Source organism: Sphingomonas sp., assembly GCF_023266535.1.
Classification (GTDB): Bacteria; Pseudomonadota; Alphaproteobacteria; order Sphingomonadales; family Sphingomonadaceae; genus Sphingomicrobium.
The window spans coordinates 1-22,394 of the sequence record NZ_JAHFPY010000045.1; the positions used below are offsets into that span (position 1 = coordinate 1).

Annotated in this window: 22 protein-coding genes and 1 pseudogene; 6 read left to right on the top strand and 17 right to left on the bottom strand. The window is 65.5% G+C overall.

Annotation, left to right across the window (positions count from 1 at the left end):
* The 3 genes and pseudogenes from Q0C64_RS08420 to Q0C64_RS08430 all read left to right on the top strand — a co-directional run.
* Window positions 1–652 (top strand): annotated as a pseudogene (locus tag Q0C64_RS08420) (chromosome segregation protein); the annotation flags it as partial.
* Complete coding sequence (locus tag Q0C64_RS08425) at window positions 649–1,986, top strand: cytochrome P450 (RefSeq protein ID WP_294122668.1); 1,338 nt, start codon at window positions 649–651, stop codon at window positions 1,984–1,986. The pseudogene Q0C64_RS08420 and the gene Q0C64_RS08425, both read left to right, overlap by 4 nt.
* 87 nt (window positions 1,987–2,073) lie before the next feature.
* On the top strand, window positions 2,074–4,188 hold the full coding sequence (locus tag Q0C64_RS08430) for a TonB-dependent siderophore receptor (RefSeq protein ID WP_294122671.1): 2,115 nt from the start codon (window positions 2,074–2,076) through the stop codon (window positions 4,186–4,188).
* 9 nt (window positions 4,189–4,197) lie between these two features.
* Here the strand turns inward: Q0C64_RS08430 and msrA are convergent, their stop codons facing one another.
* Window positions 4,198–4,869, bottom strand: a complete 672-nt coding sequence (gene msrA / locus Q0C64_RS08435) for a peptide-methionine (S)-S-oxide reductase MsrA (RefSeq protein ID WP_294122674.1) — start codon at window positions 4,867–4,869, stop codon at window positions 4,198–4,200.
* A gap of 128 nt (window positions 4,870–4,997) precedes the next feature.
* On the opposite strand from msrA, the gene Q0C64_RS08440 reads away from it, so the two are divergent.
* Window positions 4,998–6,755 carry a DUF885 domain-containing protein gene (locus Q0C64_RS08440; RefSeq protein WP_294122675.1) on the top strand — a complete coding sequence of 586 codons (1,758 nt, stop codon included), beginning with the start codon at window positions 4,998–5,000 and terminating at the stop codon, window positions 6,753–6,755.
* A gap of 3 nt (window positions 6,756–6,758) precedes the next feature.
* On the opposite strand, the gene Q0C64_RS08445 is transcribed toward Q0C64_RS08440, so the two are convergent.
* The 8 genes from Q0C64_RS08445 to Q0C64_RS08480 form a co-directional block, all read right to left on the bottom strand.
* The gene (locus tag Q0C64_RS08445) at window positions 6,759–7,169 is read right to left on the bottom strand and encodes a hypothetical protein (RefSeq protein ID WP_294122678.1); all 411 of its coding nucleotides are present in this window, start codon (window positions 7,167–7,169) and stop codon (window positions 6,759–6,761) included.
* Between the two features lie 55 nt (window positions 7,170–7,224).
* Window positions 7,225–7,761, bottom strand: a complete 537-nt coding sequence (locus Q0C64_RS08450) for a demethoxyubiquinone hydroxylase family protein (protein WP_294122681.1) — start codon at window positions 7,759–7,761, stop codon at window positions 7,225–7,227.
* Window positions 7,758–8,249, bottom strand: a complete 492-nt coding sequence (locus Q0C64_RS08455; protein WP_294122684.1) for a disulfide bond formation protein B — start codon at window positions 8,247–8,249, stop codon at window positions 7,758–7,760. Before Q0C64_RS08455 ends, Q0C64_RS08450 begins: the two co-directional genes overlap by 4 nt.
* The gene (locus Q0C64_RS08460; RefSeq protein ID WP_294122687.1) at window positions 8,249–9,586 is read right to left on the bottom strand and encodes a S41 family peptidase; all 1,338 of its coding nucleotides are present in this window, start codon (window positions 9,584–9,586) and stop codon (window positions 8,249–8,251) included. Before Q0C64_RS08460 ends, Q0C64_RS08455 begins: the two co-directional genes overlap by 1 nt.
* A gap of 34 nt (window positions 9,587–9,620) precedes the next feature.
* Entirely contained in the window at window positions 9,621–10,805 is a 1,185-nt protein-coding gene (locus Q0C64_RS08465; RefSeq protein ID WP_294122690.1) for a peptidoglycan DD-metalloendopeptidase family protein, read from the bottom strand.
* Window positions 10,805–11,227, bottom strand: a complete 423-nt coding sequence (locus Q0C64_RS08470) for a 23S rRNA (pseudouridine(1915)-N(3))-methyltransferase RlmH (RefSeq protein WP_294122694.1) — start codon at window positions 11,225–11,227, stop codon at window positions 10,805–10,807. The genes Q0C64_RS08465 and Q0C64_RS08470 overlap by 1 nt, the downstream gene beginning before the upstream one ends.
* A 17-nt stretch (window positions 11,228–11,244) precedes the next feature.
* Window positions 11,245–11,574, bottom strand: a complete 330-nt coding sequence (gene rsfS, locus Q0C64_RS08475; RefSeq protein WP_294122721.1) for a ribosome silencing factor — start codon at window positions 11,572–11,574, stop codon at window positions 11,245–11,247.
* An 82-nt stretch (window positions 11,575–11,656) separates the two neighbouring features.
* Entirely contained in the window at window positions 11,657–12,277 is a 621-nt protein-coding gene (locus Q0C64_RS08480) for a nicotinate-nucleotide adenylyltransferase (protein ID WP_294122696.1), read from the bottom strand.
* 57 nt (window positions 12,278–12,334) lie between these two features.
* Here Q0C64_RS08480 and Q0C64_RS08485 point away from each other — a divergent pair, with 57 nt between their 5' ends.
* Window positions 12,335–13,387: a DUF3667 domain-containing protein gene (locus Q0C64_RS08485; protein WP_294122698.1), complete on the top strand. Its 1,053-nt coding sequence runs from the start codon at window positions 12,335–12,337 to the stop codon at window positions 13,385–13,387.
* 8 nt (window positions 13,388–13,395) lie between these two features.
* On the opposite strand, the gene Q0C64_RS08490 is transcribed toward Q0C64_RS08485, so the two are convergent.
* From Q0C64_RS08490 to ptsP, 7 genes are all read right to left on the bottom strand, one after another.
* Window positions 13,396–13,770, bottom strand: coding sequence for a hypothetical protein (locus tag Q0C64_RS08490; protein ID WP_294122701.1), 375 nt, complete (start codon window positions 13,768–13,770; stop codon window positions 13,396–13,398).
* Window positions 13,771–13,843: 73 nt separating this feature from the next.
* Entirely contained in the window at window positions 13,844–15,802 is a 1,959-nt protein-coding gene (gene ftsH, locus Q0C64_RS08495; RefSeq protein WP_294122703.1) for an ATP-dependent zinc metalloprotease FtsH, read from the bottom strand.
* Window positions 15,803–15,875: 73 nt separating this feature from the next.
* Window positions 15,876–16,097, bottom strand: a complete 222-nt coding sequence (locus tag Q0C64_RS08500; protein WP_294122705.1) for a hypothetical protein — start codon at window positions 16,095–16,097, stop codon at window positions 15,876–15,878.
* A 140-nt stretch (window positions 16,098–16,237) separates the two neighbouring features.
* Window positions 16,238–17,191: a tRNA lysidine(34) synthetase TilS gene (gene tilS / locus Q0C64_RS08505; RefSeq protein ID WP_294122707.1), complete on the bottom strand. Its 954-nt coding sequence runs from the start codon at window positions 17,189–17,191 to the stop codon at window positions 16,238–16,240.
* Between the two features lies 1 nt (window position 17,192).
* A complete protein-coding gene (locus Q0C64_RS08510; RefSeq protein ID WP_294122710.1) occupies window positions 17,193–18,083 on the bottom strand; it encodes a tetratricopeptide repeat protein in 891 nt (296 codons plus the stop codon).
* A 67-nt stretch (window positions 18,084–18,150) separates the two neighbouring features.
* Complete coding sequence (locus tag Q0C64_RS08515) at window positions 18,151–18,990, bottom strand: helix-turn-helix domain-containing protein (protein WP_294122712.1); 840 nt, start codon at window positions 18,988–18,990, stop codon at window positions 18,151–18,153.
* Between the two features lie 95 nt (window positions 18,991–19,085).
* Window positions 19,086–21,353 carry a phosphoenolpyruvate--protein phosphotransferase gene (gene ptsP / locus Q0C64_RS08520; protein ID WP_294122714.1) on the bottom strand — a complete coding sequence of 756 codons (2,268 nt, stop codon included), beginning with the start codon at window positions 21,351–21,353 and terminating at the stop codon, window positions 19,086–19,088.
* Between the two features lie 109 nt (window positions 21,354–21,462).
* Here ptsP and Q0C64_RS08525 point away from each other — a divergent pair, with 109 nt between their 5' ends.
* Window positions 21,463–21,906 (top strand): hemerythrin domain-containing protein, encoded by a 444-nt coding sequence (locus tag Q0C64_RS08525; RefSeq protein WP_294122716.1) that lies wholly within the window; start codon window positions 21,463–21,465, stop codon window positions 21,904–21,906.
* A gap of 4 nt (window positions 21,907–21,910) precedes the next feature.
* Here Q0C64_RS08525 and Q0C64_RS08530 read toward each other — a convergent pair whose 3' ends face one another.
* Window positions 21,911–22,315, bottom strand: a complete 405-nt coding sequence (locus Q0C64_RS08530; RefSeq protein WP_294122719.1) for a rhodanese-like domain-containing protein — start codon at window positions 22,313–22,315, stop codon at window positions 21,911–21,913.
* Window positions 22,316–22,394 lie beyond the last annotated feature (79 nt).

Below are 22,394 nucleotides of genomic sequence, written 5' to 3' on the forward strand. Positions count from 1 at the left end.
TCGCTTGACCGCCGAGCGCGAGCGGATCGGGCCGGTCAACCTCGTCGCCGAGCAGGAACTGGCCGAGCTCGACACCAGCCGCGAGGCCAATGTCGCCGAAAAGGACGAGCTGGCCCAGGCGATCCTGCGCCTGCGCGGCTCGATCGGTAGCCTCAATCGCGAAGGCCGGGTCCGGCTGCTCGATGCATTCGAGAAGGTCAACACCCACTTCAGCAGCCTGTTCACCACCCTGTTCGACGGCGGCCAGGCGCATATCGAACTGGTCGAGAGCGACGACCCGCTCGAGGCGGGGCTCGAGATCATGGCCCAGCCACCGGGCAAGAGGCTGCAATCGCTGACCCTATTGTCGGGCGGCGAGCAGGCGCTGACCGCGGTGGCACTGATCTTCGCCCTGTTCCTGACCAACCCGGCGCCGATCTGTGTGCTCGACGAAGTTGATGCGCCGCTCGACGACGCCAATGTCGACCGCTTTTGCGACCTGCTCGACCGGATGACCGGCGAGACCGACACCCGCTACCTGATCGTCACCCATAATGCGGTGACCATGGCCCGCATGGACCGGCTGTACGGTGTGACGATGATCGAACGCGGGGTCAGCAGGCTGGTCTCGGTCGACCTTGGTGGGGCCGAGGAGCTATTGGCGGCCGAGTGAACCGCCAATTCGTGCCTCCCTATCCACCGCGTCCGGCCAGGCCGGTCGCGACCTGGCGCGGCTTCTTCGGGGAACGGACGCGGACCTCGGTTTACGGCTGGTCGGAGCGCGCGTTCGAGATCGACTATCTCAAGCGCGACATCCTCGGCTTCCGGGTCCATATCCTGCTCGATCCGGACTTGATCGAGCATGTCCTGCTCGACAACGCCGCCAACTATGTGAAGCCCGACATCGTCAAGACGTTGCTCGATCCGATCATCGGCAGCGGACTGCTGACGTCCGACGGCGCGCTATGGCGCGACCAGCGCAAGATCGTCGCCGCCAGTTTCTCGCCCGGCGCGGTCGAGGCGCAGCGTTCGATGTTCGTCCAAGCGGCTCGCGAAGCCATGTCCCGCTGGAGCAATGGCCGGCACGACATGGCCGCGGAGGCCACCCGCACCACCATGACGGTGATCGCGCTCGCCCTGTTCGGCGGCGATCCGCGGCTGATCTCGGAAACCTCGATGGCCCATATCGCCGCTGCGATCGAGGGTTTCTCCGAGGCGCGGATGCTGGCGCTGCTGCGCCTGCCGCAATTCCCGGTCACGCCCAAGGGCAGGGCAGGCAAGCGCGGGCAGATCTTCCTGCGGCACACGCTGGCCGAGGTGGTCGACGACCGCTGGCATGGCCGGGTCGCGCCCGATTTCCTGACCGGGGTGATCGAAGCGCTGCGACAGCGTTTCTCCGACGATGAGGCGCGGGCACTGGCGATCGACAATGCCGCGACTTTCTATCTGGCGGGTCATGAGACGACGGCCAACGCCATCACCTGGACGCTGTTCCTGCTCGCCGCCCAACCCGGCCTGCAGGACGAGCTGGCCGCGGAAGCGCAGACCGCACTGGATGATGGTGTGGATGACGCAGCCGAGCGCGTCCCGCGCCTTCGCCTATTCCTACAGGAGTCGATGCGGCTCTATCCGCCGGTGCCCCGCTTCGATCGGCAGGCCATCGCCGCCGACCGCTTGGGCGAGCATGATGTGGCGCCCGGCGACATCGTCTCGATCTGGCCGTGGATGATCCACCGCCACCGCAAATATTGGAGCAATCCCGACGCATTCGAGATCAACCGCTTTGCCGACAAGGAAGGCCAGCACCGCTTCCAATATTTGCCGTTCGGCGGCGGCCCGCGGACCTGCGTCGGCGCCCAGTTCGCCATGGCCGAAGCGCTGACCATCCTCGCAATTTGGCTCGCGGAGTGGCGCTTTGCCGAAGCCGGGCACACGGTCCGGCCGGCCGGAATGGTCACGCTCCGCCCCGCCGGCGGCTTGCCGCTCAGGCTGGAAAAGCGGGCCTGATCATTTCGTGTTAGATTCGCTATTGCGAATGACTATCATTAACGCTAGTCGACCTTCAGACCATCCGGTTGAAGGGGAATTCATTCCATGTTGCGCGTGTCCGCTGCCGCTTTGCTTGCCAGCAGCTTCCTTGCCTCGCCTGCGTTGGCGGCCGACGCCGATGCCGGCAGCGGCAATGTCGAGCTGGCCGAAGCCGATCCCATCGTGGTGGTCGGCGAGCGCCAGGGCTATGATGCCAAGGATACGTGCGCGGCGACCAAGACATGCACGCCGCTGAAGGACGTGCCACAGGCGGTCAGCGTCATCACCGCCGAACAGATCGACGACCAGTCGCTTCGCTCGATCTCCGACGTCGTCCTTTATGTGCCGGGTGCCAGCTTCAATTCGGGCGAGGGCAACCGCGACACGATCGTGCTGCGTGGCAACAGCAGCACCGCCGACTTTTTCGTCGATGGGGTGCGCGACGACGTTCAATATTTCCGCGATTTCTACAATGTCGACCGGGTCGAGGTCCTAAAGGGCCCCAACGCCATGATCTTCGGCCGCGGCGGCGGCGGCGGCGTGGTCAATCGCGTCCTCAAGCGCAGCACCCATTCTGATTTCCAGAATTTCGCGCTGAGCGGCGACAGCGAAGGCGGTTTCCGCCTGACCGCTGACGTCAACCAGCCGCTCAATCAGCAGGTCGGCATTCGCCTCAACGGCCTCTACGAAGATGGCGACAGCTTCCGTCGCCACGTCGACCTCAAGCGCTATGGCGTCAATCCGACGGTCGGCATCCAGGCCGGCGATTCAACGCGCGTCGACCTAAGCTACGAATATTTCCACGACCGGCGCACCGCCGATCGTGGCGTTCCTTCGGTCGCCGATCCGGGAGTCGACGAGCCGCTGAAGGGCTTCGACAGCGTCTTCTTCGGCGATCCGGACAAGAGCTTTGCCAAGGTCGATGCGCACATTGGCACCATCGCCACCGAGCATGATTTCGGGAATGGCCTGACACTGCGCAACCGCATATCCTACGGTCACTTCGACAAATTCTACCAGAATATCTACGCCAACAGCCGGGCAACCAGCACGGTCACGCTGGGCGCCTACAACAATCTCAACAATCGCCGGAACCTGTTCAGCCAGACCGACCTGATCTGGGAAAACAAGCTGGGCGGGATCGATCAGACTTTGTTGTTCGGCTTCGAGGCCAGCCGCCAGAAGTCGCGCAACTTTCGCCAGACCGGGACCTTCGCCCCGGGCGCAAACATTGTTCCGCTGAGCGACCCTACGGTCGTCCTTGACGGGCTGATCAGCTTTGCGCGCGCCGGTAACGACGCCGACAACCGCACCAAGGCGACCGTCGCGGCGCTTTATGTCCAGGACCAGATCCGCCCGGCCGACTGGATCGAGATTGTCGCCGGCCTGCGCTTCGACAGCTTCAAGCTCAGCATCGACGATTTCCGCCCATTGCCGAACGGAGGCGAATTCAGCCGCACTGATAAACTCTGGTCGCCGCGGCTGGGCGTGGTGCTCAAGCCAAACGACAAGCTTTCAATCTATGGCAGCTTCAGCCGTTCCTATTTGCCGCAGTCGGGCGACCAGTTCGGCAGCCTCGACATTAGCACCGAGGCGCTGAAGCCCGAGCGCTTCGACAACTACGAAATCGGCGCCAAATGGCAGCCGGTCGAAGGCCTGCTGGCCACCGCCGCCATCTACCAGCTCGATCGCACTAATACGCGCTTCCAGGTCAGCCCGGGCGTGTTCGAGCTGAGCGGCAAGCAGCGCAGCAAGGGCTTAGAACTCGGCTTGTCCGGCAATGTCACCCAGAGCTGGCAAGTGTCGGCCGGCTACGCCTGGCAGAAGGCCGAGGTGACCGAGGCGACCACCGCGTGCTCGACCGGCGATTGCAAGGTGCCGCTGGTACCGCGCCATACCCTGTCGCTTTGGAACCGCTACGACGTCACCAAAGATCTGGGTGTCGGCCTTGGCGTAATCGCCCGGTCCAAGTCCTTCGCCACCATCAGCAACGCGGTGAAACTGCCCGGCTATACAAGGGTCGACGGGGCGATCTTCTACAAGATCAGCAAAGAGGTCGAGGCGCAGGTCAACGTCGAGAATATCTTCGGCGCCGGCTATTTCCCGACCGCCAATAGCGACAACAACATCGCGCCGGGCGCGCCGACCACGGTCCGGGGAACCATCCGCTTCGGGCTCTGAGCGGCTAGCCTATCCCCGCCAATAGTTGGGGAACTGCTGCTTCAGCGCGGCGACCTTCGGCCGGTCGTTGAAGACGATGTACGGATAGTTCGGGTTCTTGCGCATGAAGTCCTGGTGATAGGCTTCGGCCGCGGTGAATCCGCCGCTTTCGATCCTGGTGGCTATCGGCCGGCCAAACACATGCGCTTTGCCTAGCTGGGCGATGTAGGCCCTTGCCACTCTCGCCTGGGCTGGATTCTGGGGAAAAATGGCCGAGCGATATTGCGGGCCGGTGTCCGGTCCCTGGCGATTGACCTCGGTCGGGTCGTGCGCCACCGAGAAAAAGATCCGCAGCAATTGGGCATAGCTGACTTGCGTCGGATCGAAGACAATCCGCACGGCTTCGGCATTACCAGTCGTGCCGGTCGACACCTGTTCATAGCTGGCCCCAGATGCCCTTGCGCCAGCAAAGCCGGAGGTGACGTCGCTGACGCCCTTCACATGCTCATAGACGCCCTCAATCCCCCAGAAGCAGCCGCCGGCCAGCACCGCGACTTCGCGATGTCCAGTGGCCGGTACGACCAGCGCGGCTGGCGGGACATTGGTCGCGGCTTCTGCCGATCCGCTCCAGCTGATTGTCAGTGGCGCGGCGATCGCGGCGGCGGCGATTGCGGACAGGCCCAACTTTGCCTTCAGGGTCATTTGTTCTTCCTTCCTCGGCGGTCCCACTACGCCGCCCATATGCAGTGGCCAATGTCGTTTCGTCGAATCGCTGCTTGCCAGCGGTTGAACGTCGCTTAGGTTCGCGGCGCCAACTCAGGGGGATCGCCATGCGCCTTCGCATCTCACTATTCGCTGCAACGATGCTCGCGGTTACAGCGCCGGCGTTTGCCGGGCCGGTCGAGGATTTCCAGAAGCTCCAGAATGATTATTGGGCGGCGACGCTCAAGGACAATCCAACCTTCGCCAGCTCGGTCGGCGTCCAGCAATATGACCGCCAGCTGGCACCGCTCAGCCTGGCCGAGTTCGACCGGATCGCGGCGGAGAATACGACCTTCCTGAAGCGGCTGGACGTCATTCCGGCTGCCTCGCTCCCAGCCTCGGAACAGGCCAACCGCGCGGTGCTGAAGCGACAGCTCGAGGACGCAATCGAGGGCAATCGCTACGGCGAGCGGCAGCTGCTCTACTCGACGCTTGGCAGCTATCACGACAATCTCGCCGGCATGGGCGAGAACATCCCGTTCCGGTCCTACGCCGATTACGACAATTTTCTCGCCCGGCTGGAACAGGTTCCCGACCGGATGAAGAGCTATGGCGAAATCAGCGCCAAGGCGGCGCGCGAAGGCTTTGTCCAGCCATGCGTCACGATGGGCGGCTTTGCCGGCACTATCACCGGCAACATCACCGCCGACCCGGCGCAATCGCGCTTCTACGGGCCATTCGCGGGGCAGCGGCCGGCCAATATCGACGCCGCCCAATGGGCCGCGTTGCAGGCGCGGGCCAAGGCGCTGATCACCACCCGGCTCAACCCGGCCTATCAGGGGTTCGCCGACCTCTACGATCGCGAACTGAAGGGCAAATGCCGCCAGAGCGTCGGCGTCTCGGCCATGCCGCAGGGCAAGGAATATTATGCCTTCCAGGTCCGCTCGCAGACCACCACCAACCTCACTCCCGAAGAAATCCACCAGCTCGGCCTGAGGGAGGTTGCACGGATCCGTGCCGAGATGGTCGATGTCGCGACCAAGGCCGGCTTTGCCAGCCGCGAGGCGATGATCGCCGACATGCGGACCAACCCCAAATACTTCGTCACCACGCCGGAGGATCTGCTCAAGGCCACCGCGCTGATGACCAAGACCATCGACGGCAAGATGCCGAGCCTGTTCGGGCGGTTGCCGCGGCTACCCTATGGCATCCGCCCGATGCCGGCGGCGACCGCGCCGGGCGACACCACCGCGCGTTATCAGCCGGGCAGCCCGGCCGCCGGAATCGCCGGCTTTTATCTCGTCAACACCAGCAAGCTCGACCAGCGGCCGCTATGGGAGATACCGGCGCTGACCGTTCATGAAGCGGTTCCGGGCCACCATATGCAGATCGCGCTCCAGCAGGAGCTGGAAATGCCCGACTGGCGGCGCAACACCGCCTTCTTCACCGCCTTCGTCGAGGGCTGGGGGCTTTATTCGGAACGGCTCGGGATCGAGATGGGCCTCTTTGACACGCCGCAGAAGGACATGGGGCGGCTGGGCTATGAAATGTGGCGCGCGTCGCGGCTGGTGGTCGATACCGGCATCCATGCCAAGGGCTGGACCAAGGAGCAGGCCGTCGCCTTAATGAAGGACAATACGACGCTGACCGACGCCAACATCGACGCCGAGGTCAACCGCTACATTTCCAACCCCGGCCAGGCGCTGGCCTACAAGCTGGGCGAACTCAAGATCCGCGAACTAAGGGCAAGGGCCGAAAAGGAACTTGGGCCCAAGTTCGACCTCAGGCATTTCCACGATGCTGTGCTTGGCCAGGGCGCGGTGCCGCTCGATGCGCTGGAAGCGCAGGTCAACGCCTGGATCGCCGCGGAGAAGGCTAAGCCGTAAGGCTCACTCCTCAGGGACCGAGCCTTCTCTGGACTGCTCACGGCGCTCCTTGAACGCCTGGTTGATCAGCTGCTGCTGGCAGCCGGTAAAGCCGGCCGGCCCGACCGGCGAACAGCTTTGGATTCCGGTCTTGCCATAGGTTTCGAAGGCGGTCGCCTTGTTGGCCCAGGCTTCGCGCGTCTGGCGCGGGCCGGTCTGGCGGTAGCGTTCGGGGATGCGGAAGCGCTCGCTCTCCGGCTTGCGGGCGCAAACCACCACCTCGTCGTCGGTCGAGCGCGGGCAGGGATCGGTGCCGTAGACAATGATTTCGCTGACCTTGCTGCTCTGGGCCAGCGCCAGGGCAGGCGCGAGCAGCGTCGGGCCAGCAAGGGCAAGTCCGCTGGCGGCAATGGTCAGGAACGGCAGTTTCGACATGTCACACGTCCTCTTGTGAAGGGCCAAAGCGGTCGAACCGCAGTGCCGTTTCATCTCATATGCGTTTCGAAAGCTCGATTGCCAACCGGCAGCCGGCACGAATTGCGCCGGTCAGCAACGGGTAGGCGATGGCTTCTTCCGCGCCATGCGCGCGCGCTGTTTCGCGATGCTCCAGCTCCTCGGCCTGGAAATCTCGGATATCCGCCGCAAATTCGGGATCTTCGTCGCCCAGCGCGGCCAATTGCTCCGAATAGTGGCGGTCGATTTCGGTTTCGACCGCGTCGGTGCAGGCCATCGCCGCTTTCTCGCTGATCATCGCCGTCATCGCGCCCAGCGCGAAGCCGGCGACGCTCCACAGCGGTTGCAGCGCGGTCGGCCGCACCCGCCGCTCGGCCATCAGCTTGTCGAATCGCGCGAGGTGGCGCTGCTCCTGCGCCGCCATCCGCGCGATCTGGTGTGCCACGGCCGAACCTCGGCCCAGCACCGCCAGTTGCCCGGCATAAATGCGCGTCGCGCCATATTCGCCAGCCTGGTTGACGCGCAGCATCGATTCCCGGTCGGACCGTCTTTCTCCGGGCCGCCAGCCGCTCATGACGGCCGCTTCAGGGCAAGCACCGCGATCGCCGCCGCTCCGGCCAGTGAGATGATGGCATTGAAGCCGGCCAGCGAAATGCCCAGCAGCGACCATTGCACCTGGTCGCAGCGCACCAGCGGCACCTTGAGGATATCCTCCAGGCTGGCAGCGCCGTTGGTGGTGCAGCGGGTAATGCCTTCCCACCAGCCATATTCGACCCCGGCATGGAACGCCCCGATCGCGCCCGAAACCGCGACCAGGAAGGCCGCCAGCACGACGATGGCCCGGGTCCGGCCCGCCCTGATCGGCGACATCATCGCGATCAGCGCCAGCAGGATCGCCAGCCCGTGCGGCCAGCGCTGCCAGATGCACATCTCGCACGGGTAAAGCCCGCCGACATATTGCGAGAGCAGCGCGCCGCCGAGCAGTCCGGCCGGAATCAGCAGCGCGAGCAAGCGTGCCTGCTTGAGGCGCGCCGCGCTCTCCGGCCCCGCCGTCGCCAGCATTAGCGCGCGGGTTTCTTGGCGGCGATCTGGACCGGCGGCGGCGCCAGCCGCTGCAGGGTCTTCAGTGCATAATCGAGCTGATAATCCTTGACGCCCTTCTTCTCGAGCTCGGCGGCGGTCAGGAGGAAGCGCGGATCCGGCGTATCGTCAGATTCCAGCACCTCGTCCTTGATCTTGGCCTGGCTGACCAGGTGGCGGCGAAGGTCGGCCTCGCGCAGCTTGGGCCGCGACTTGTAATCCTCGTCGCTGAGCTGCGGCACGGCGAGGTCCGGATCGATCCCGCCGGCCTGAACCGATCGGCCCGACGGCGTATAGTAACGCGCCGTGGTCAGGCGCAGCGCCGACTGCGGCCCGGTCTGGATCACGCTCTGGACCGAACCCTTGCCGAAGCTGCGCTCACCCATGACGATCGCGCGGCGATGATCCTGCAGCGCGCCCGCGACGATCTCCGCCGCCGAGGCCGTGCCGGCATCGACCAGGATGATCACCGGCTTGGCATGGGCAAGGTCGCCCGGCTTGGCATAGAAGCGTTCGATGTCATTGGCCTCGCGGCCGCGTTCGGACACAATTTCGCCCTGCTCGAGGAAGGCATCGCTGACCTCGATCGCCTGGTCGAGCAGGCCGCCGGGGTTGGAGCGCAGGTCGACGATATAGCCGAGCGCGCGGCCGCCGGTCGCCTTGTCGATCCCCAGCAGCGCTTCGCGGGTCATCGCGCCGGTCTGGGCCGAGAAGCCGTTGATGTTGATGACGCCGACATTGTCCTTCACTTCCCACTTGACCGGCTTCAGCTCGATCCGCTCGCGGGTGACGGAGACGTCGAACGGTTTGTCGCGGCCGGGTCGGACGATGGTCAGCTTGATCGTCGTGCCGGGCTTGCCGCGCATCTTGTCGACCGCCTCGTCGAGCGAGAAGCCGTAGAGGAATTCGCCATCGAGGTGGGTGATATAGTCGCCGGCCTTGATCCCGGCGCGGTCGGCCGGGGAGTCCTCGGTCGGAGCGATCACCTTGACCGCGCCATCCTCGGTCGAGACGGTGAGGCCGAGCCCGCCGTAATTGCCGTCGGTGGTGGTCTTCAGCTGGGTGAAGTCAGCCGCCTCGGCATAGCTTGAATGCGGGTCGAGCGCGGCCAGCATGCCGTCGATTGCGCCCTTGATCAGCGTGTGGTCGTCGACCTTGTCGACATAGTTGGCGCGGACCCGCTCGAACACGCTGAAGAAAGTCTCCAGCTCCTTCTGCGTATCGGTCTCGGCCGCGGCCATCGCCGTCGTCGCGATCGGGACCATCGCCAGGGCGCCGACCAGCGCGAGGGGCGGGAGAAGCTTGGCAAGGCGTAGCATCACATCAATTCCTGTCAGGGCACGTCGTATATAATTAGCGATTCTCGCTGCCATTTGACAGCGGAACAGATGAAGCTGCGATTAAGGCGGGCGAAACCGGCTGGCCATTTCGCCTCAATTCGACCCCGACCGGCCCCAGCGCCCGGCCCAGAAGTTCACCTCGCCGGACCTCAGAGCCCTTGGGCTTGTCGCTGGCTACGCCGAGCAGCAGGCTGGTCCAGCCGCCGCCATGGCCGATGATCACCAGCCCGTCCTGGCCGCGGTAGGGAGCTGCAAACAAGATCTTGCCGTCGGCGGGGGCGATCACCGCCGCGCCGCGCGGCGTATCGAACTTGAGGCCGCGCGAGACGATTCCGGCCGGGCTGACCGAGCCGATGCCGTCGCTCAGCGTCGCTGCGACCGGCAGGCTGTAAGCGAAATCGGGCGGCGGCAGGGCGGAATCGCCGCGCATAGGCCGAGCCGGGGCGAGGCCGAGCGCCGCCACGTCGCCGGCATTGCGCAACGCCGCGCGGCGGCGGTCCGCTGCCGCGCCGACGCTCGCCAATGCCTCGCCGCTGGCAATGACACGGTCGCCGGCCCCGAAGGATTCGCCGGCGAGCTGATTGGCGCGATCGGCGGCCTTGGCCTCCAGCTCGGCGAAGCGCTGTTGCCGCTGGCCAAGCAATTTCTTCCCTTTCGCCAGCTCGGAGCGAGCCGTGTTTGCCGCTGCCTCGAGCCGCCGCCGTTCCGCCAACTGGCCTTTGAGCGCCGCGCTTCGCCGTTCGATCACCGGCATGGTCGCGTCGAGCAGCGCCTTGACCCGGACCAGCTCATCTACCGAGCCATGATCGGCCAGCGTCAGCAGCGGCGGTTGCCGGCCCATGGTTGTGAGGCCCGCGAGGAGCGCCGCCAACGGTGCTCGGCGCTCGGCCAGCCTCCGTTCGGCGAGCGTCGACTGGGCGCGGGCAAGCCGCAATTTTGCATCAGCTTCGCCGATACTGGCTTCGGCTTGCTCGATCGCCGCCGCCGCCGCCGTCTGCTCGGCCTTCAGCCGGTCCGCGTCGGATTGGGCATTGGCGGCCTGGCCCTCGAGTTCGGCCAATCGTTTGGTCGCCGCGCGTGCCTCGGCTTGCGCCTGCGCCAGCGTTGTGTCGACCGTCACGCCTTGCGGCGCGACCGGCCCGCTGGCGGCAAGCATGATCGGCGCCGCTGCAACCAGGAGGATGATGACGCGGCGCATCAGCCTTCCCGGTGATAGGGATGGTTGGCGAGGATGCTGGTCGCGCGAAACAATTGCTCGGCCAGCATGGCTCTCACCATCATGTGCGGCCAGGTCGCCGGTCCGAACGACAGCAGCAGGTCGGCCTGATCCCGCACGGCCGTGTCATGGCCATCGGCCGCGCCGATCCAGAAGCGCGCCTCGCGCCGGCCGGTATCGCGCCAGCCTTCCAGCTTCCTGGCAAATTCTATCGAGCCGAGCGACTTGCCGCGCTCGTCGAGCACCACGTTGATGCTGTTTGACGCCGCTTCCGGCGGGCTGCCGCCCTTGTCGGGCAGCTCGGTCATCCTGGTCGGCCAGTTGATCCGCTTCAAATAGCGCTCGGTCAGCTCCGCTTCGGGCGACCGGCCGATCTTTCCCCGGGCGATGATGTGCAGCAGCACGCTAGGTTTTGGGCGCTTCAGGCGCCGGGAGCGGCCGCCCTGGGCGCCCCCTCGTCGCCGAACGCCCACATGCGCTCGAGATTGTAGAAGGTGCGGACCTCGGGCCGGAACAGGTGGACGATCACGTCATCGGCATCGATCAGCACCCAATCGGCGACCGGCAGCCCCTCGATCCGGACTGGCCGGCCGAATTCCTGCTTGATCCGGTCGGCCAGCTTGTTGGCCATCGACGCCACCTGCCGCGAAGAGCGGCCGGACGCGATCACCATATGGTCGGCGATCGACGATTTTCCGGCTAGCGGGATGGTCACCACTTCGACGGCCTGGTCGTCGTCGAGCGACTTCATGACAAGGCTGTGCAGCGCCTCCACGTCGACCGAATGGGTCGGGGCGGCAGGCGCATTGTTGGGATCGGCCAAAGGGACTCCTCTAAGGATGGACTATGCCTCGCCGGGATGACGAAATTCGGCGGTGCCAGTCAGGGTTACGTGCGCGCAGCTGTGTTGCGGATGTTCGGTCGGGTGGCAGGCGAAGGAAGCTAATCGCCGGTACACTCCATTCCGTCCAATTCCTTGCCTGGTCTACGGGGCGGACAAACCGCCGCAACCAGCCCATCGCGCGCGCCGCGCGGGCATCGTCATCATAACCGGGCCGCGATAGCACCGCAATCGGGACCGTGCGCGCCAGGGCGCGCCAGTGCTTCCACTGGTGGAATTGGGCCACAGTGTCCTCGCCCATCAGCCAGATGAAGCGATGCTTCGGCCATTGGCGCATGATCAGCTTCAGCGTGTCGATGGTGTACCGCGTTCCATGTTGGGCCTCGAAATCGCTGACCCGGATGCGGCTGCGGCGGGCCATGATCCGGGCCGAGGCAAGGCGGGCGTCATAGGGCGCCATGTCACTGACCTGGTCCTTCAGTGGATTGCCGGGTGACACCAGCCACCACACTTCGTCGAGGTCGAGCGCGTCCATCGCCGCCAGGCTCATCGCCCGGTGCGCCCGGTGGGCCGGGTTGAAGCTTCCGCCGAGGAGGCCGATGCGCCGTACCATGCGCGATGCGCTAGCACGCGCTCCCGTCGCAGGGTAAGAGGGAGCCAGGGGGATGCGATGGGGGAATGGGACGCAATTGGCGACGCGGTGACTGGCGGCATGCTGGCCCGCGCGGTCGAGCCGAGCGCCGGCGAAGCGGGGGCTGATGGCCATACCCACGAGACCAATTGCCTCAATTGCGGCGCGCCGCTGACCGGTCCCTATTGCTCGGCCTGCGGCCAAAAGGCGCATGTCCATCGATCGCTCAAAGCCTTCATGGGCGACTTTGTTGCCGGTGTATTGAATTTCGAAGGCAAGTTCTGGCGAACCCTGCCGATGCTGGCCTGGCGCCCGGGCGAGCTGACCTGCCGCTATATCGCCGGCGAACGCGCCCGGTTCATCTCGCCGATCGCCCTCTACCTGTTCACCGTCTTCGCCATGTTCGCGGTGCTCAATTTCAACGGCACCTTCAGCACCGATGGCAAGCCTGACATCAAAGTCAGCGCTAAAGAGGGGATCAAGACGGAAATTGCTGCCGAGCAAAAGGCGGTCGCGAGGCTGGTGGCCGAGCGCAAGTCGGCGGGGAATGACGCGAAAGAGTTGGCCAGGCTTGACCGCGAGATCGCCGAGAAGAAGGCCGAGGTCGACGCCGCGCAAAAGCTGCTTAGCGGCAAGTCCATCATAACCACGGACCCCGGCGACGACGCGCCGGACTGGATCAAGCCATTTATCGAAAATGCGAAGGAAAATCCGGAAGCGGTTTCGCTGAGAGTCCAGGAGGCTGCGTCCAAATATAGCTGGCTGCTGATTCCGCTATCGGTGCCGTTCCTGTGGCTGCTGTTTCCGTTCAGCCGCCGTTACCGGCTGTACGATCACACCGTGTTCGTCACTTACTCGCTGTCGTTCATGATGATGCTGGTGATTACCGCCGGCCTGATGGTGGCGCTTGGCGCGTCCGGCTACGCCGGGCTGCTCTTCTTCGTTCCGCCGTTCCACATGTACCGGCAGCTGAAGGAAGCCTACCAACTAGGGCGGACCAATGCGATCCTCAGGACTTGCGCTCTGGTGACATTTGCCTTCGCCGCCGCCGGCATGTTCGCCGCCGCCACCGTCGCAATCGGGGCGATGTAGACGGCCAGTCAGGCCTTCTGGCAGGGATATTTTCGTTCGAGCACCGACCGCAGCACGTCGCGCGTGTCGGTGGTGGCCCGCCTAGCCGGCGGAACGGCGCGGAGCGCGGCGACATATTCGTCCTTGCTGACCCGCGGCTTGCCCTTGGCCGGTGGACAAAATGCCGTCGGTCGCCCGGCAGCTTTCTCCCTGGCATATTCAAGTTTCAGCGCGTCGCCATCCCGTTCCACCTCTGCTTTCATCCGATAAAAGTCGCGGCTGAACAGGGCGAACGGGCCGCGCGCCAGCAGACGGTCAACGCGCTTCAGGAAATGCTCCACGTCCTGGGCCTGGGCAGGGGCAGCGAGCAACAGGGCCAGCAGCACGCCGACGGTAAACCGCATAATGAAAAACCTCCCTGCCGGCGTCGCGACGACTAGGGCAGGGAGGCTCTGAATGCCAGTTTAACAGAGGCGATCAGCTTGCGGCCGGGGCCGCTCCGCCAATGCCCGGGTTGGGCCGCTTGGCCTTGGGAATCGACGATCCGGCCGACGGCAAGGCCGGCCCCTTGGTGCTGCCACGGTCGATGCTTTCGCCGGCCAGTACCTTGTTGATCTCGTCGCCCGACAAGGTCTCATATTCGAGCAGCGCCTGGGCCAAAGTCTCGAGCTCGCCCCGATGTTCCTCGAGCAAATGCTTCGCCCGGTCGTAGCCCTGCTCGACGATCCGGCGGATTTCCTTGTCGATCGCCTGGGCGGTCTCGTTCGACATGTTCTTCTGGCGATTGACCGAATAGCCGAGGAACACTTCCTCGTCGGCCTCGGCATATTGCAGCGGGCCAAGCGCGTCGGACATGCCCCAGCGGGTCACCATGTCGCGGGCGAGGCCGGTGGCATAGCTGATGTCCGACGAGGCGCCGGAACTGACCTTGTCGTAGCCGAAGATCACTTCTTCGGCGACGCGGCCGCCCATCGACACCGCCAGGTTGGCGTACATCTTGTCGCGGTGGTAGCTGTAATTGTCGCGTTCCGGCAGGCGCATCACCATGCCCAGCGCGCGGCCGCGCGGGATGATGGTCGCCTTGTGGATCGGGTCCGACGCCGGCTCGTGCAGCGCGACCACGGCATGACCGGCCTCATGATAGGCGGTCATCTTCTTCTCGTCCTCGGTCATGACCATCGAGCGCCGCTCGGTGCCCATCATGACCTTGTCCTTGGCTTCCTCGAACTCGCTCATCGCGACCAGCCGCTTGCCCTTGCGTGCAGCCAGCAGCGCGGCCTCGTTGACCAAATTGGCGAGGTCGGCGCCGGAGAAGCCGGGCGTGCCGCGGGCGATCACCCGCGGGTCGACGTCGGGCGCCAGCGGCACTTTCTTCATGTGCACATGGAGGATTTGCTCGCGGCCGTCGATGTCCGGACGCGGCACCACCACCTGGCGGTCGAAGCGGCCGGGCCTGAGCAGCGCCGGGTCGAGCACGTCGGGCCGGTTGGTCGCGGCGATGATGATGATGCCCTCATTGGCCTCGAAGCCGTCCATCTCGACCAGCAGCTGATTGAGCGTCTGTTCGCGCTCGTCATTGCCATTGCCGAGACCGGCGCCGCGATGGCGGCCGACCGCGTCGATTTCGTCGATGAAGACGATGCACGGGGCCGACTTTTTGGCCTGTTCGAACATGTCGCGGACGCGGCTCGCGCCGACGCCGACGAACATCTCGACGAAGTCCGAACCGGAGATGGTGAAGAAGGGCACGCCCGCCTCGCCGGCGATGGCGCGGGCCAGCAAGGTCTTTCCGGTGCCGGGTGACCCGACCAGCAGGGCGCCCTTGGGGATTTTGCCGCCGAGCCTGGCGAATTTGCCCGGATCCTTCAGATATTCGACGATTTCCTGAAGCTCTTCGCGGGCCTCGTCGATGCCGGCGACATCGGCGAAGGTGACCCGGCCCTGCTTCTCGTTGAGCAGCCGGTGGCGGCTCTTGCCGAAGCCCATCGCCCCGCCGCCGGCATTCTTCTGCATCTGGCGCATGACGAAGAAGCTGATGCCGAGGATCAGCAGGAACGGCAGCGACTGGTAGAGCAGGATCAGCCAGACGCTCGATTGCTCTTCGGCCTTGACCGCGACCCCCACGCCCTTGCCGACCAACCGGTCGGCGACGTTGGTGTTGGGCGGTGCGACCGTGCGGAACGTCTTGCCATCGGCCAGCTTGCCGCTGATCGTGACATTGCCGATTGACGAGGTGGCGATGGTGACGGAACGGACACTTCCTTCGTCGACCTGGTTGATGAAATCCGAATAGGCCAGCGGCTCGCCCTGCGCCGCGCTGCTGCTGCTGTCGAACGCGCGGACAAACAGCACCAGGCCGAATAGCACCGCTACCCAGATCAGCAGCGACTTGGTCCAGGGATTGCCGGGCTTTTTGTCGGTCGGTTTGTCGTCCACGAAGTCGTTCCTTTGGTTGCGCCCTTAAAATAGGCGCATTCCCCTTAATGACAATGGAACGAGTGGGGCGTTGCTACGCGAGCTCCGACTGCCGCTGGATATGCGTCCAGGCGAAGGCCGAGCCGGGATTGTGCTCATCCTCGAACGGCGAGGGGGCGTTCAGCGCTTTCAACCGGTCGAGGTAGACGTTGACCAGCTGGAGGCGGCGCTCGCGGGCTTGCGGGGTGACGGCGCGCGACGCGGCGCTCATTTCTTCGCATGCGCGACGACGGTAAAAGCGAATATCTGTTTCCAAGGCGCCCCTCCCCAAGCGAAGCGCGACTCTCACTGAGTCGTTGAAGGGAAATTTAACGAAAACCACGGTGAGGTCGAGTCCGTCACGGCCGTGCAACGAACAGCTTGGTATTTCGTCGAAAATATCGCGTGGGCGTTTGGTCAGGAGCGCCGCGGCGGCGCCAGGGAGAGCCGCCAGAATGTCCCGCCCTCCAGCTTCAGGCCGGACAAAGTGACGGTTTCCTCGCGATCCAGCGCCTCCAGCGCACGGATGAGGTCGGGCCCGCGCGGTGGTACCGCGCCAAGTTCGGCAAAGGCCGCCAGCAACAGCCGCCGCTTCAGTTCGCGCGGCAGGTCGAACGGCTCGATCAGCAGCGCGCCGCCATCCTGCTTGATGCGTGAGGCGATCAGCGGCGCCAGTGCCCAGTCGAGTGCTTCGTCGGCGTCGCGGATCGCCGAGGCGCTGACCGCCAGCCGTGCCGGATCGGCCCAATCGGTCCGGGCCAGCCATTGGCGGATCCGGCTGCGGTCGTGCCTGGGGTCGCGGTTGCTGGGATCGTCAACCGGGGTCAGCCCGGCACTCTCGACCAGCGCTACCAGCTCCGATTTGCGCCAGCCAAGCAAGGGTCGAATCAGCAGCACCTCTTCGGACAGAGCTCGCCGAGCGCGCGTCCCGCCCAGCCCGCCGACACCCGCGCCGCGCGCTAACCGCATCAACAGCGTTTCGGCCTGGTCGTCGGCGTGATGGGCGGTCGCGACTGCCGCCAGCCCGCGCTCGATCGCCCAATCGTTGAGCAAGCGATAGCGCATCGCCCGGGCCTCGGCCTGGATATTGGCGGCGGGAGGCTCGGCCCAGTCGGCGACCAGGGTTCGGTGCGGTACGTTGCGCCGTTCGCAGAGACCGGCGACCATCGCTGCTTCGGCGGCGCTTTCCGGCCTCAGGCCATGATCGACCGTCGCCGCCTCGACTAGTCCCGGCCTTGCCTCGGCGGCCAGCAGCAAAAGCGCCAGGCTGTCGGGGCCACCCGACACTGCAATGCCGATGCGGCAATCCGGGGCGATCAGCGCGTCAAGATCGGCGGCGAAGCGGTCAATCGCTTCGGCCGCGACGGTCATCCTAGCTGCACTTGGCCTCGGACTTGGCACCGGGCAGCGCGGCCTTGAGCGGGGCGCGGAGATTGGCGGCGTAGACGTCTTCCAGCTCTGCATAGGCCTTGCAGGCCTGGCCCGGCTGGCCGAGCTTCATCAGCGACTGGCCGAGGTAGAACAGGCTGTCCTGGGCCCGCTCGCCCTTGGGATCGCGGCGGTAATTGGCGAGCAGCGCCTCCGCTGCGGCGCGCGGCTGACCCTTGTCGAGCAGGGCGCGGCCGGCAAGGTTATAGGCCCAGCTTGCACGGCGATGGTCCGGATATTTCTTGGTGAACGCCTGCAGCGACTTGATCGCCGCGTCATATTTGCCGGCGTTCCACAGCTGGAAGCCCTCGTCATAGGCGGCTTCGGCCGGGTCGGCCCCGTCGATGGCCGGCAGCGCCGCCGGCTTGGCTTCCGCGCGCTCGACCTTGGGCCGCGACGGCGGCGGCGCGACTTCCTCGACAGGCACCGCGGATTCCTGCCCGCCTGACGCCTGGTCATCGCCCGCCGGTGCCGTTTCCAGCGCCCTCAGGCGGCGGTCGCTGTCGGCACGCATCCGCGCGACCTCGGCCTCCAGCTGCGCCACGCGATTGCCGTTCTCCTCCGACTGGCGAAGGATGTCCGCGAGCTGGCGCTCGACCGCGTCGAGCCGACCGTTGAGGCTGTTGACCGAATCCTGCGTCGCTGCGGGATCGTCACTGAATAGCGCGGTGTCGGCCGGCTGGCCCTTGGGAAATACCTGCTTCTGGACCTGGCGAACCTGGCGCTCGAGCCGGTCGATCCGCTGTTCGGGAGTCGCCGGCTTGCGCTGCGCCGCGGCGGGGCTGAGGGCGATGGCGGAGGCGGCAACCAGGAGTAGGGCTGAACGGAAACGCATGATGATCCTCGGATTGGCGAGTTTTGGCAGGGGGAGCATGGCTGACATTCGCTGTCGCTTAGGTGAATCAGTTGGTGGTGGCGGGCGCCGCTACATTGGACTGCGGCGTGCCTGGGGCGGCCGGTTCAATAGTCGCTGGCGCGGCTGCCGGCTGTGCCGGTCCCTTCATCAGATCGGCCGGGAGCAGGCTGACGTTGGACGCAATTTTGCCCGCGGGGCCGACCTGCGGCGCGACGGCTGTGCCGACCGTGACCCGCAGCGCTTCGGGCTTGCCGGCCTTCAGCAGCGGAGCGGTCGCGGTCGCCGGGACCGTGTAGGCTTGGCCCGGCGCCAGCTCGCCGGAGAATAAGGACTTTCCGCCATCGGTGACCTGGATCCAGGCTGGAGCTGTCGCGGTCAACACGACCGGGCCGGCGGCGGCGGGCGCCGCGACCGGCGGCGGTGCGGCTGGCGGAGCCTGGGCTGGCGCGGCGACATTGGATGCGTCGGCGACGGCCTGGTCGGGCTGCATCGACCGGTTGCTGAACCACATCAGGCCGAGCACGACCAGCACGAGTAGGCCGAGCGCACCGAGCACCAGCCCCTTGGGCATGGTGCGGGCCGGGTCGACCGCTTCATAGACTTCGGGATGCACCGCCGCGGCGAGGCGGTCACCCATTTCTTCCCGTAGCGCGTCGCCGATTTCGGTGCGGTCGAGGCCGACCACTCCGGCAAAATTCTTGGCGAAACCGATCGAGTAGGTTGCGGCCGGAAGCTTGTCCCAATCGCTTTGTTCAAGGCTGGTCAGGTGCCGCGTCGGAATCCGGGTCTGGGCGGCGACATCCTCGACCGACAGGCCCTTGGCTTCGCGAGCTTCCTTGAGGCGCTGGCCGACCGTGATGACGTCGTCAGCTTCCGTCTCGTCCATTGTTATCCCCTCGGGCGCCACGCGCTTGAGCGCCTGGCCCTTTGCCGTTGTCGGGAGCCGACGCCCTGCTGTCAACCGCCGTTCGAAGTGAAAAATCAGCCGATCGCGACGCCGTGCCGCTTGGCCCAATCGGCGAGCGATTTCCGCATCTTGGGCGGCGGCTTGGCGAGCAGCGCCTCGACCTTTTCGCGCACCGCCGCGGCATCGATCGAGCGCACCATCGCCTTGACCGGGCCGACCGCCGCCGGGGTGATCGAGAAACTATCGATGCCGATGCCGATCAGCGCCATTGCTTCCAACGGGCGCCCGGCCATTTCTCCGCACACCCGCACCGGGACTCCGGCCGCCTTTGCCTCGCCGTTGACCCGGCGGAGAAAGCGCAGGATCGCCGGGCTCAGCCAGTCGTAGCGTTCGGCCAGGCGCGGGTCGGCGCGGTCGGCGGCGAACAGGAATTGGGTCAAGTCGTTGGTGCCGATCGACAGGAAGTCGACCCGCGGCAGCAAGAGGTCGAGCATCTCGGCCAGGCTCGGCACTTCCAGCATCGCGCCGAATTCGACCGCCTTCGGGCAGCCGCGCTTGGCGCCCTTGGCCCAGGCGATCTGCTCTTCGAACAAGGCGCGCGCTTCCTCATATTCCCACGGCTCGCTGACCATCGGGAACATGATGCGGAGCGTGCGGCCCGCCGACGCCTCGATCAGCGCCCGCGCCTGCGCCTTCATCAGCGCCTTGCGCTCAAGGCTTAGGCGGAGCGCACGCCAGCCCATCGCCGGATTCTCGCTCTCGTCCTTCTCGTCTTCGGCGAGGTAGGGCAGGGCCTTGTCGCCGCCGATGTCGACCGTGCGGAACACCACCGGCTTGTCGCCGGCCGCCTCGAGCACATTGCGGTACAGGCGAAGCTGGCTTTCGCGACCCGGCAGCTGCGCGGCGATCAAAAACTGAAATTCGGTGCGGAACAGGCCGATGCCGTCGGCGCCGGCAGCTTCAAGCATCGCCGCGTCCTCGGCCAGGCCGGCATTGACCATCAGCTGGATTCGCTGGCCGTCCCTGGTCTCGGCCGGCAGAGCACGGATCGCGGCAAACTCCGCCCGTCGCTTCTGGCTCAGCGACATGCGCTGCTCGAAGCCGTTGACCAGCGGCCGGCTCGGCCGGACTACGACCACTCCCATGTCGCCGTCGACCAGCACCGTATCGCCCTCGTTGGCGATGTGCCGGATGTCGTCGATGCGGCCGACCACCGGCACGCCCATCGCCCGCGCAACGATGGTGACATGCGCGGTCAGCGAGCCTTCCTCCAGCACCACGCCCTTCAGCCGGCGCTTGTCATATTCGAGCAGCTCGGCCGGGCCCAGATTCTTGGCGATCAGGATGGCGTCCCTGGTGAGGCCGGTCTGGGCCGCGGTGCCCATCCGCCCCGACACGATCCGCATCAGCCGGTTGGAGAGATCCTCCAAATCGTGCATCCGCTCTTTCAGGATCGGATCGTCGATTTCGCGCATGCGGGCGCGGGTGCGCTGCTGGACCCGCTCGATCGCCGCCTCGGCGGTCAGGCCGCTGTCGATCGCCTCGTTGATGCGCCGCGACCAGCCCTCGTCATAGGCGAACATCTTATAGGTCTCGAGGATCTCATTATGCTCGCCGGCGGTGCCGAACTCGGCCTCGCGGGTCATATTGTCGATCTGCTCGCGCATCTTGCGGAACGCGGTGTAGACCCGGGTGCGTTCGGCCTCGGTGTCGTCGGCGACGGTATGCTCGACCACCACCTTGGGCTGGTGGAACACGGCGACGCCCTTGGCCATGCCGGTCACCAGCTTCAACCCCTCGATCCGCTGCATGCCGGCATCGCGGCGGGCGGTGCGGGCGCCGTCGACCAGCCGTGCGCTGGCGATCATCTCGCTCAGCACCATCGCTACGGTCTGCAACGCCTCGATCTCGACATCGTCGTAGCGGCGCGGGTCGGCATGCTGCACCGCCAGCACCCCGATCGCGGCTTCGCGGCGGATAATCGGCACGCCGGCGAAGCTGTGGAACCGCTCTTCGCCGGTTTCGGGGCGATAGACGAACTCGGGATGGCTGGCCGCCTCCGCGAGATTGAGGACCCGCCCCTCTTCGGCGATCGTGCCGACCAGGCCTTCGCCCATCGACAGGCGGGTGACGTGGACTGCTTCCTTGCGCAGGCCGTGGGTTGCAAACAGCTCCAGCGCCCGCTCGCGCAGCAGGTAAATCGAGCAGACTTCGCTCTGCATCGCCTCGGCGATGAGGTCGACGACCTTGTCCAGCTTGGCCTGCGCCGACCCGCGCTTGGCCATCACATCGTGCAGGCCGGTCAATATCTCGCGGGCGGAGGCGGCTGCGGTCAGGGGCATGAACGCACGCTATGCAGACATTGGCGCCTTATTCCAAGCACGGACAATTGCATCCGCAATGGACCGAAGCCCAAGCAATGTGAAAGCTGCGCCCGCGCAATGTGGGCCGATGGTCAAGATCGACATCCTCCGCGCCCAACATGATGACGCGCTCGCCATGGCCGACCGGCTGATCGAGCTGGTCGATCATTATGATCCGCGTAGCGCCGCCATCCCCTTGTTGATGCAGTTGAACCGTCTGCTCGGCCTGCTCCGAGTCCATTTTGCCCACGAAGATGTCGAGCTCTATCCGGCGCTGACCGCCGCTCGCGACCCGCTGGTCGCCCGCACTGCACAGCGCTTTGTCGAAGAAATGGGAGGGCTGGCTATCGAGCTCGAATGCTTCGCGCGTCGCTGGTCGTGCTCGGCCAGCATTGCCGGCAATATCGGGGAATTCCGTGAAAGCGCGCATCAACTGATGATGACCCTGGCTGCCCGCATCGAACGCGAAAACCGGATTCTCTATCCGCTGGTCGAGGCCGAGGCGGCCAGGCAATCAAGAAAGGCCGCCTAGCCGTTCAGGCGGCCACCGCCAGCTTTTCCAGCGCATAGCCTTCGTCGATCCAGCCGGTCATGCCGCCGGCCATGATTTTGACCGGGCGTCCAAGCTGGGCCAGCCGGATCGCGCCGCGCGCCGCGCCGTTGCAGTGCGGACCCGCGCAATAGGTGACGAACAGCGTATCTTCGGGCCACTGCGCCATTTTCGAGCCGATGATCTTGCCATGGGGCAGGTGGACCGCTCCGGGAACGTGCCCGGCGGCAAACAGGTCGGGCGAGCGTACGTCCAGCAGGACAAAGCCGGGGTTGTCCGATTTCAACGCCTCATGGACGTCCCAGCAATCGGTTTCGAAGCGGAATTCCTGTTCGAAATGGGCCAGCGCCTGGTCGCTGGAAGCAGCCGGGATTGCGGTAACGGCATTCATTTTGTTCGAGCCTCCTTGTCGGCAGGACTCAAATTATCGCCAGGACTGTTCAGCCAGCAATTGGCGTGATAGACAATAT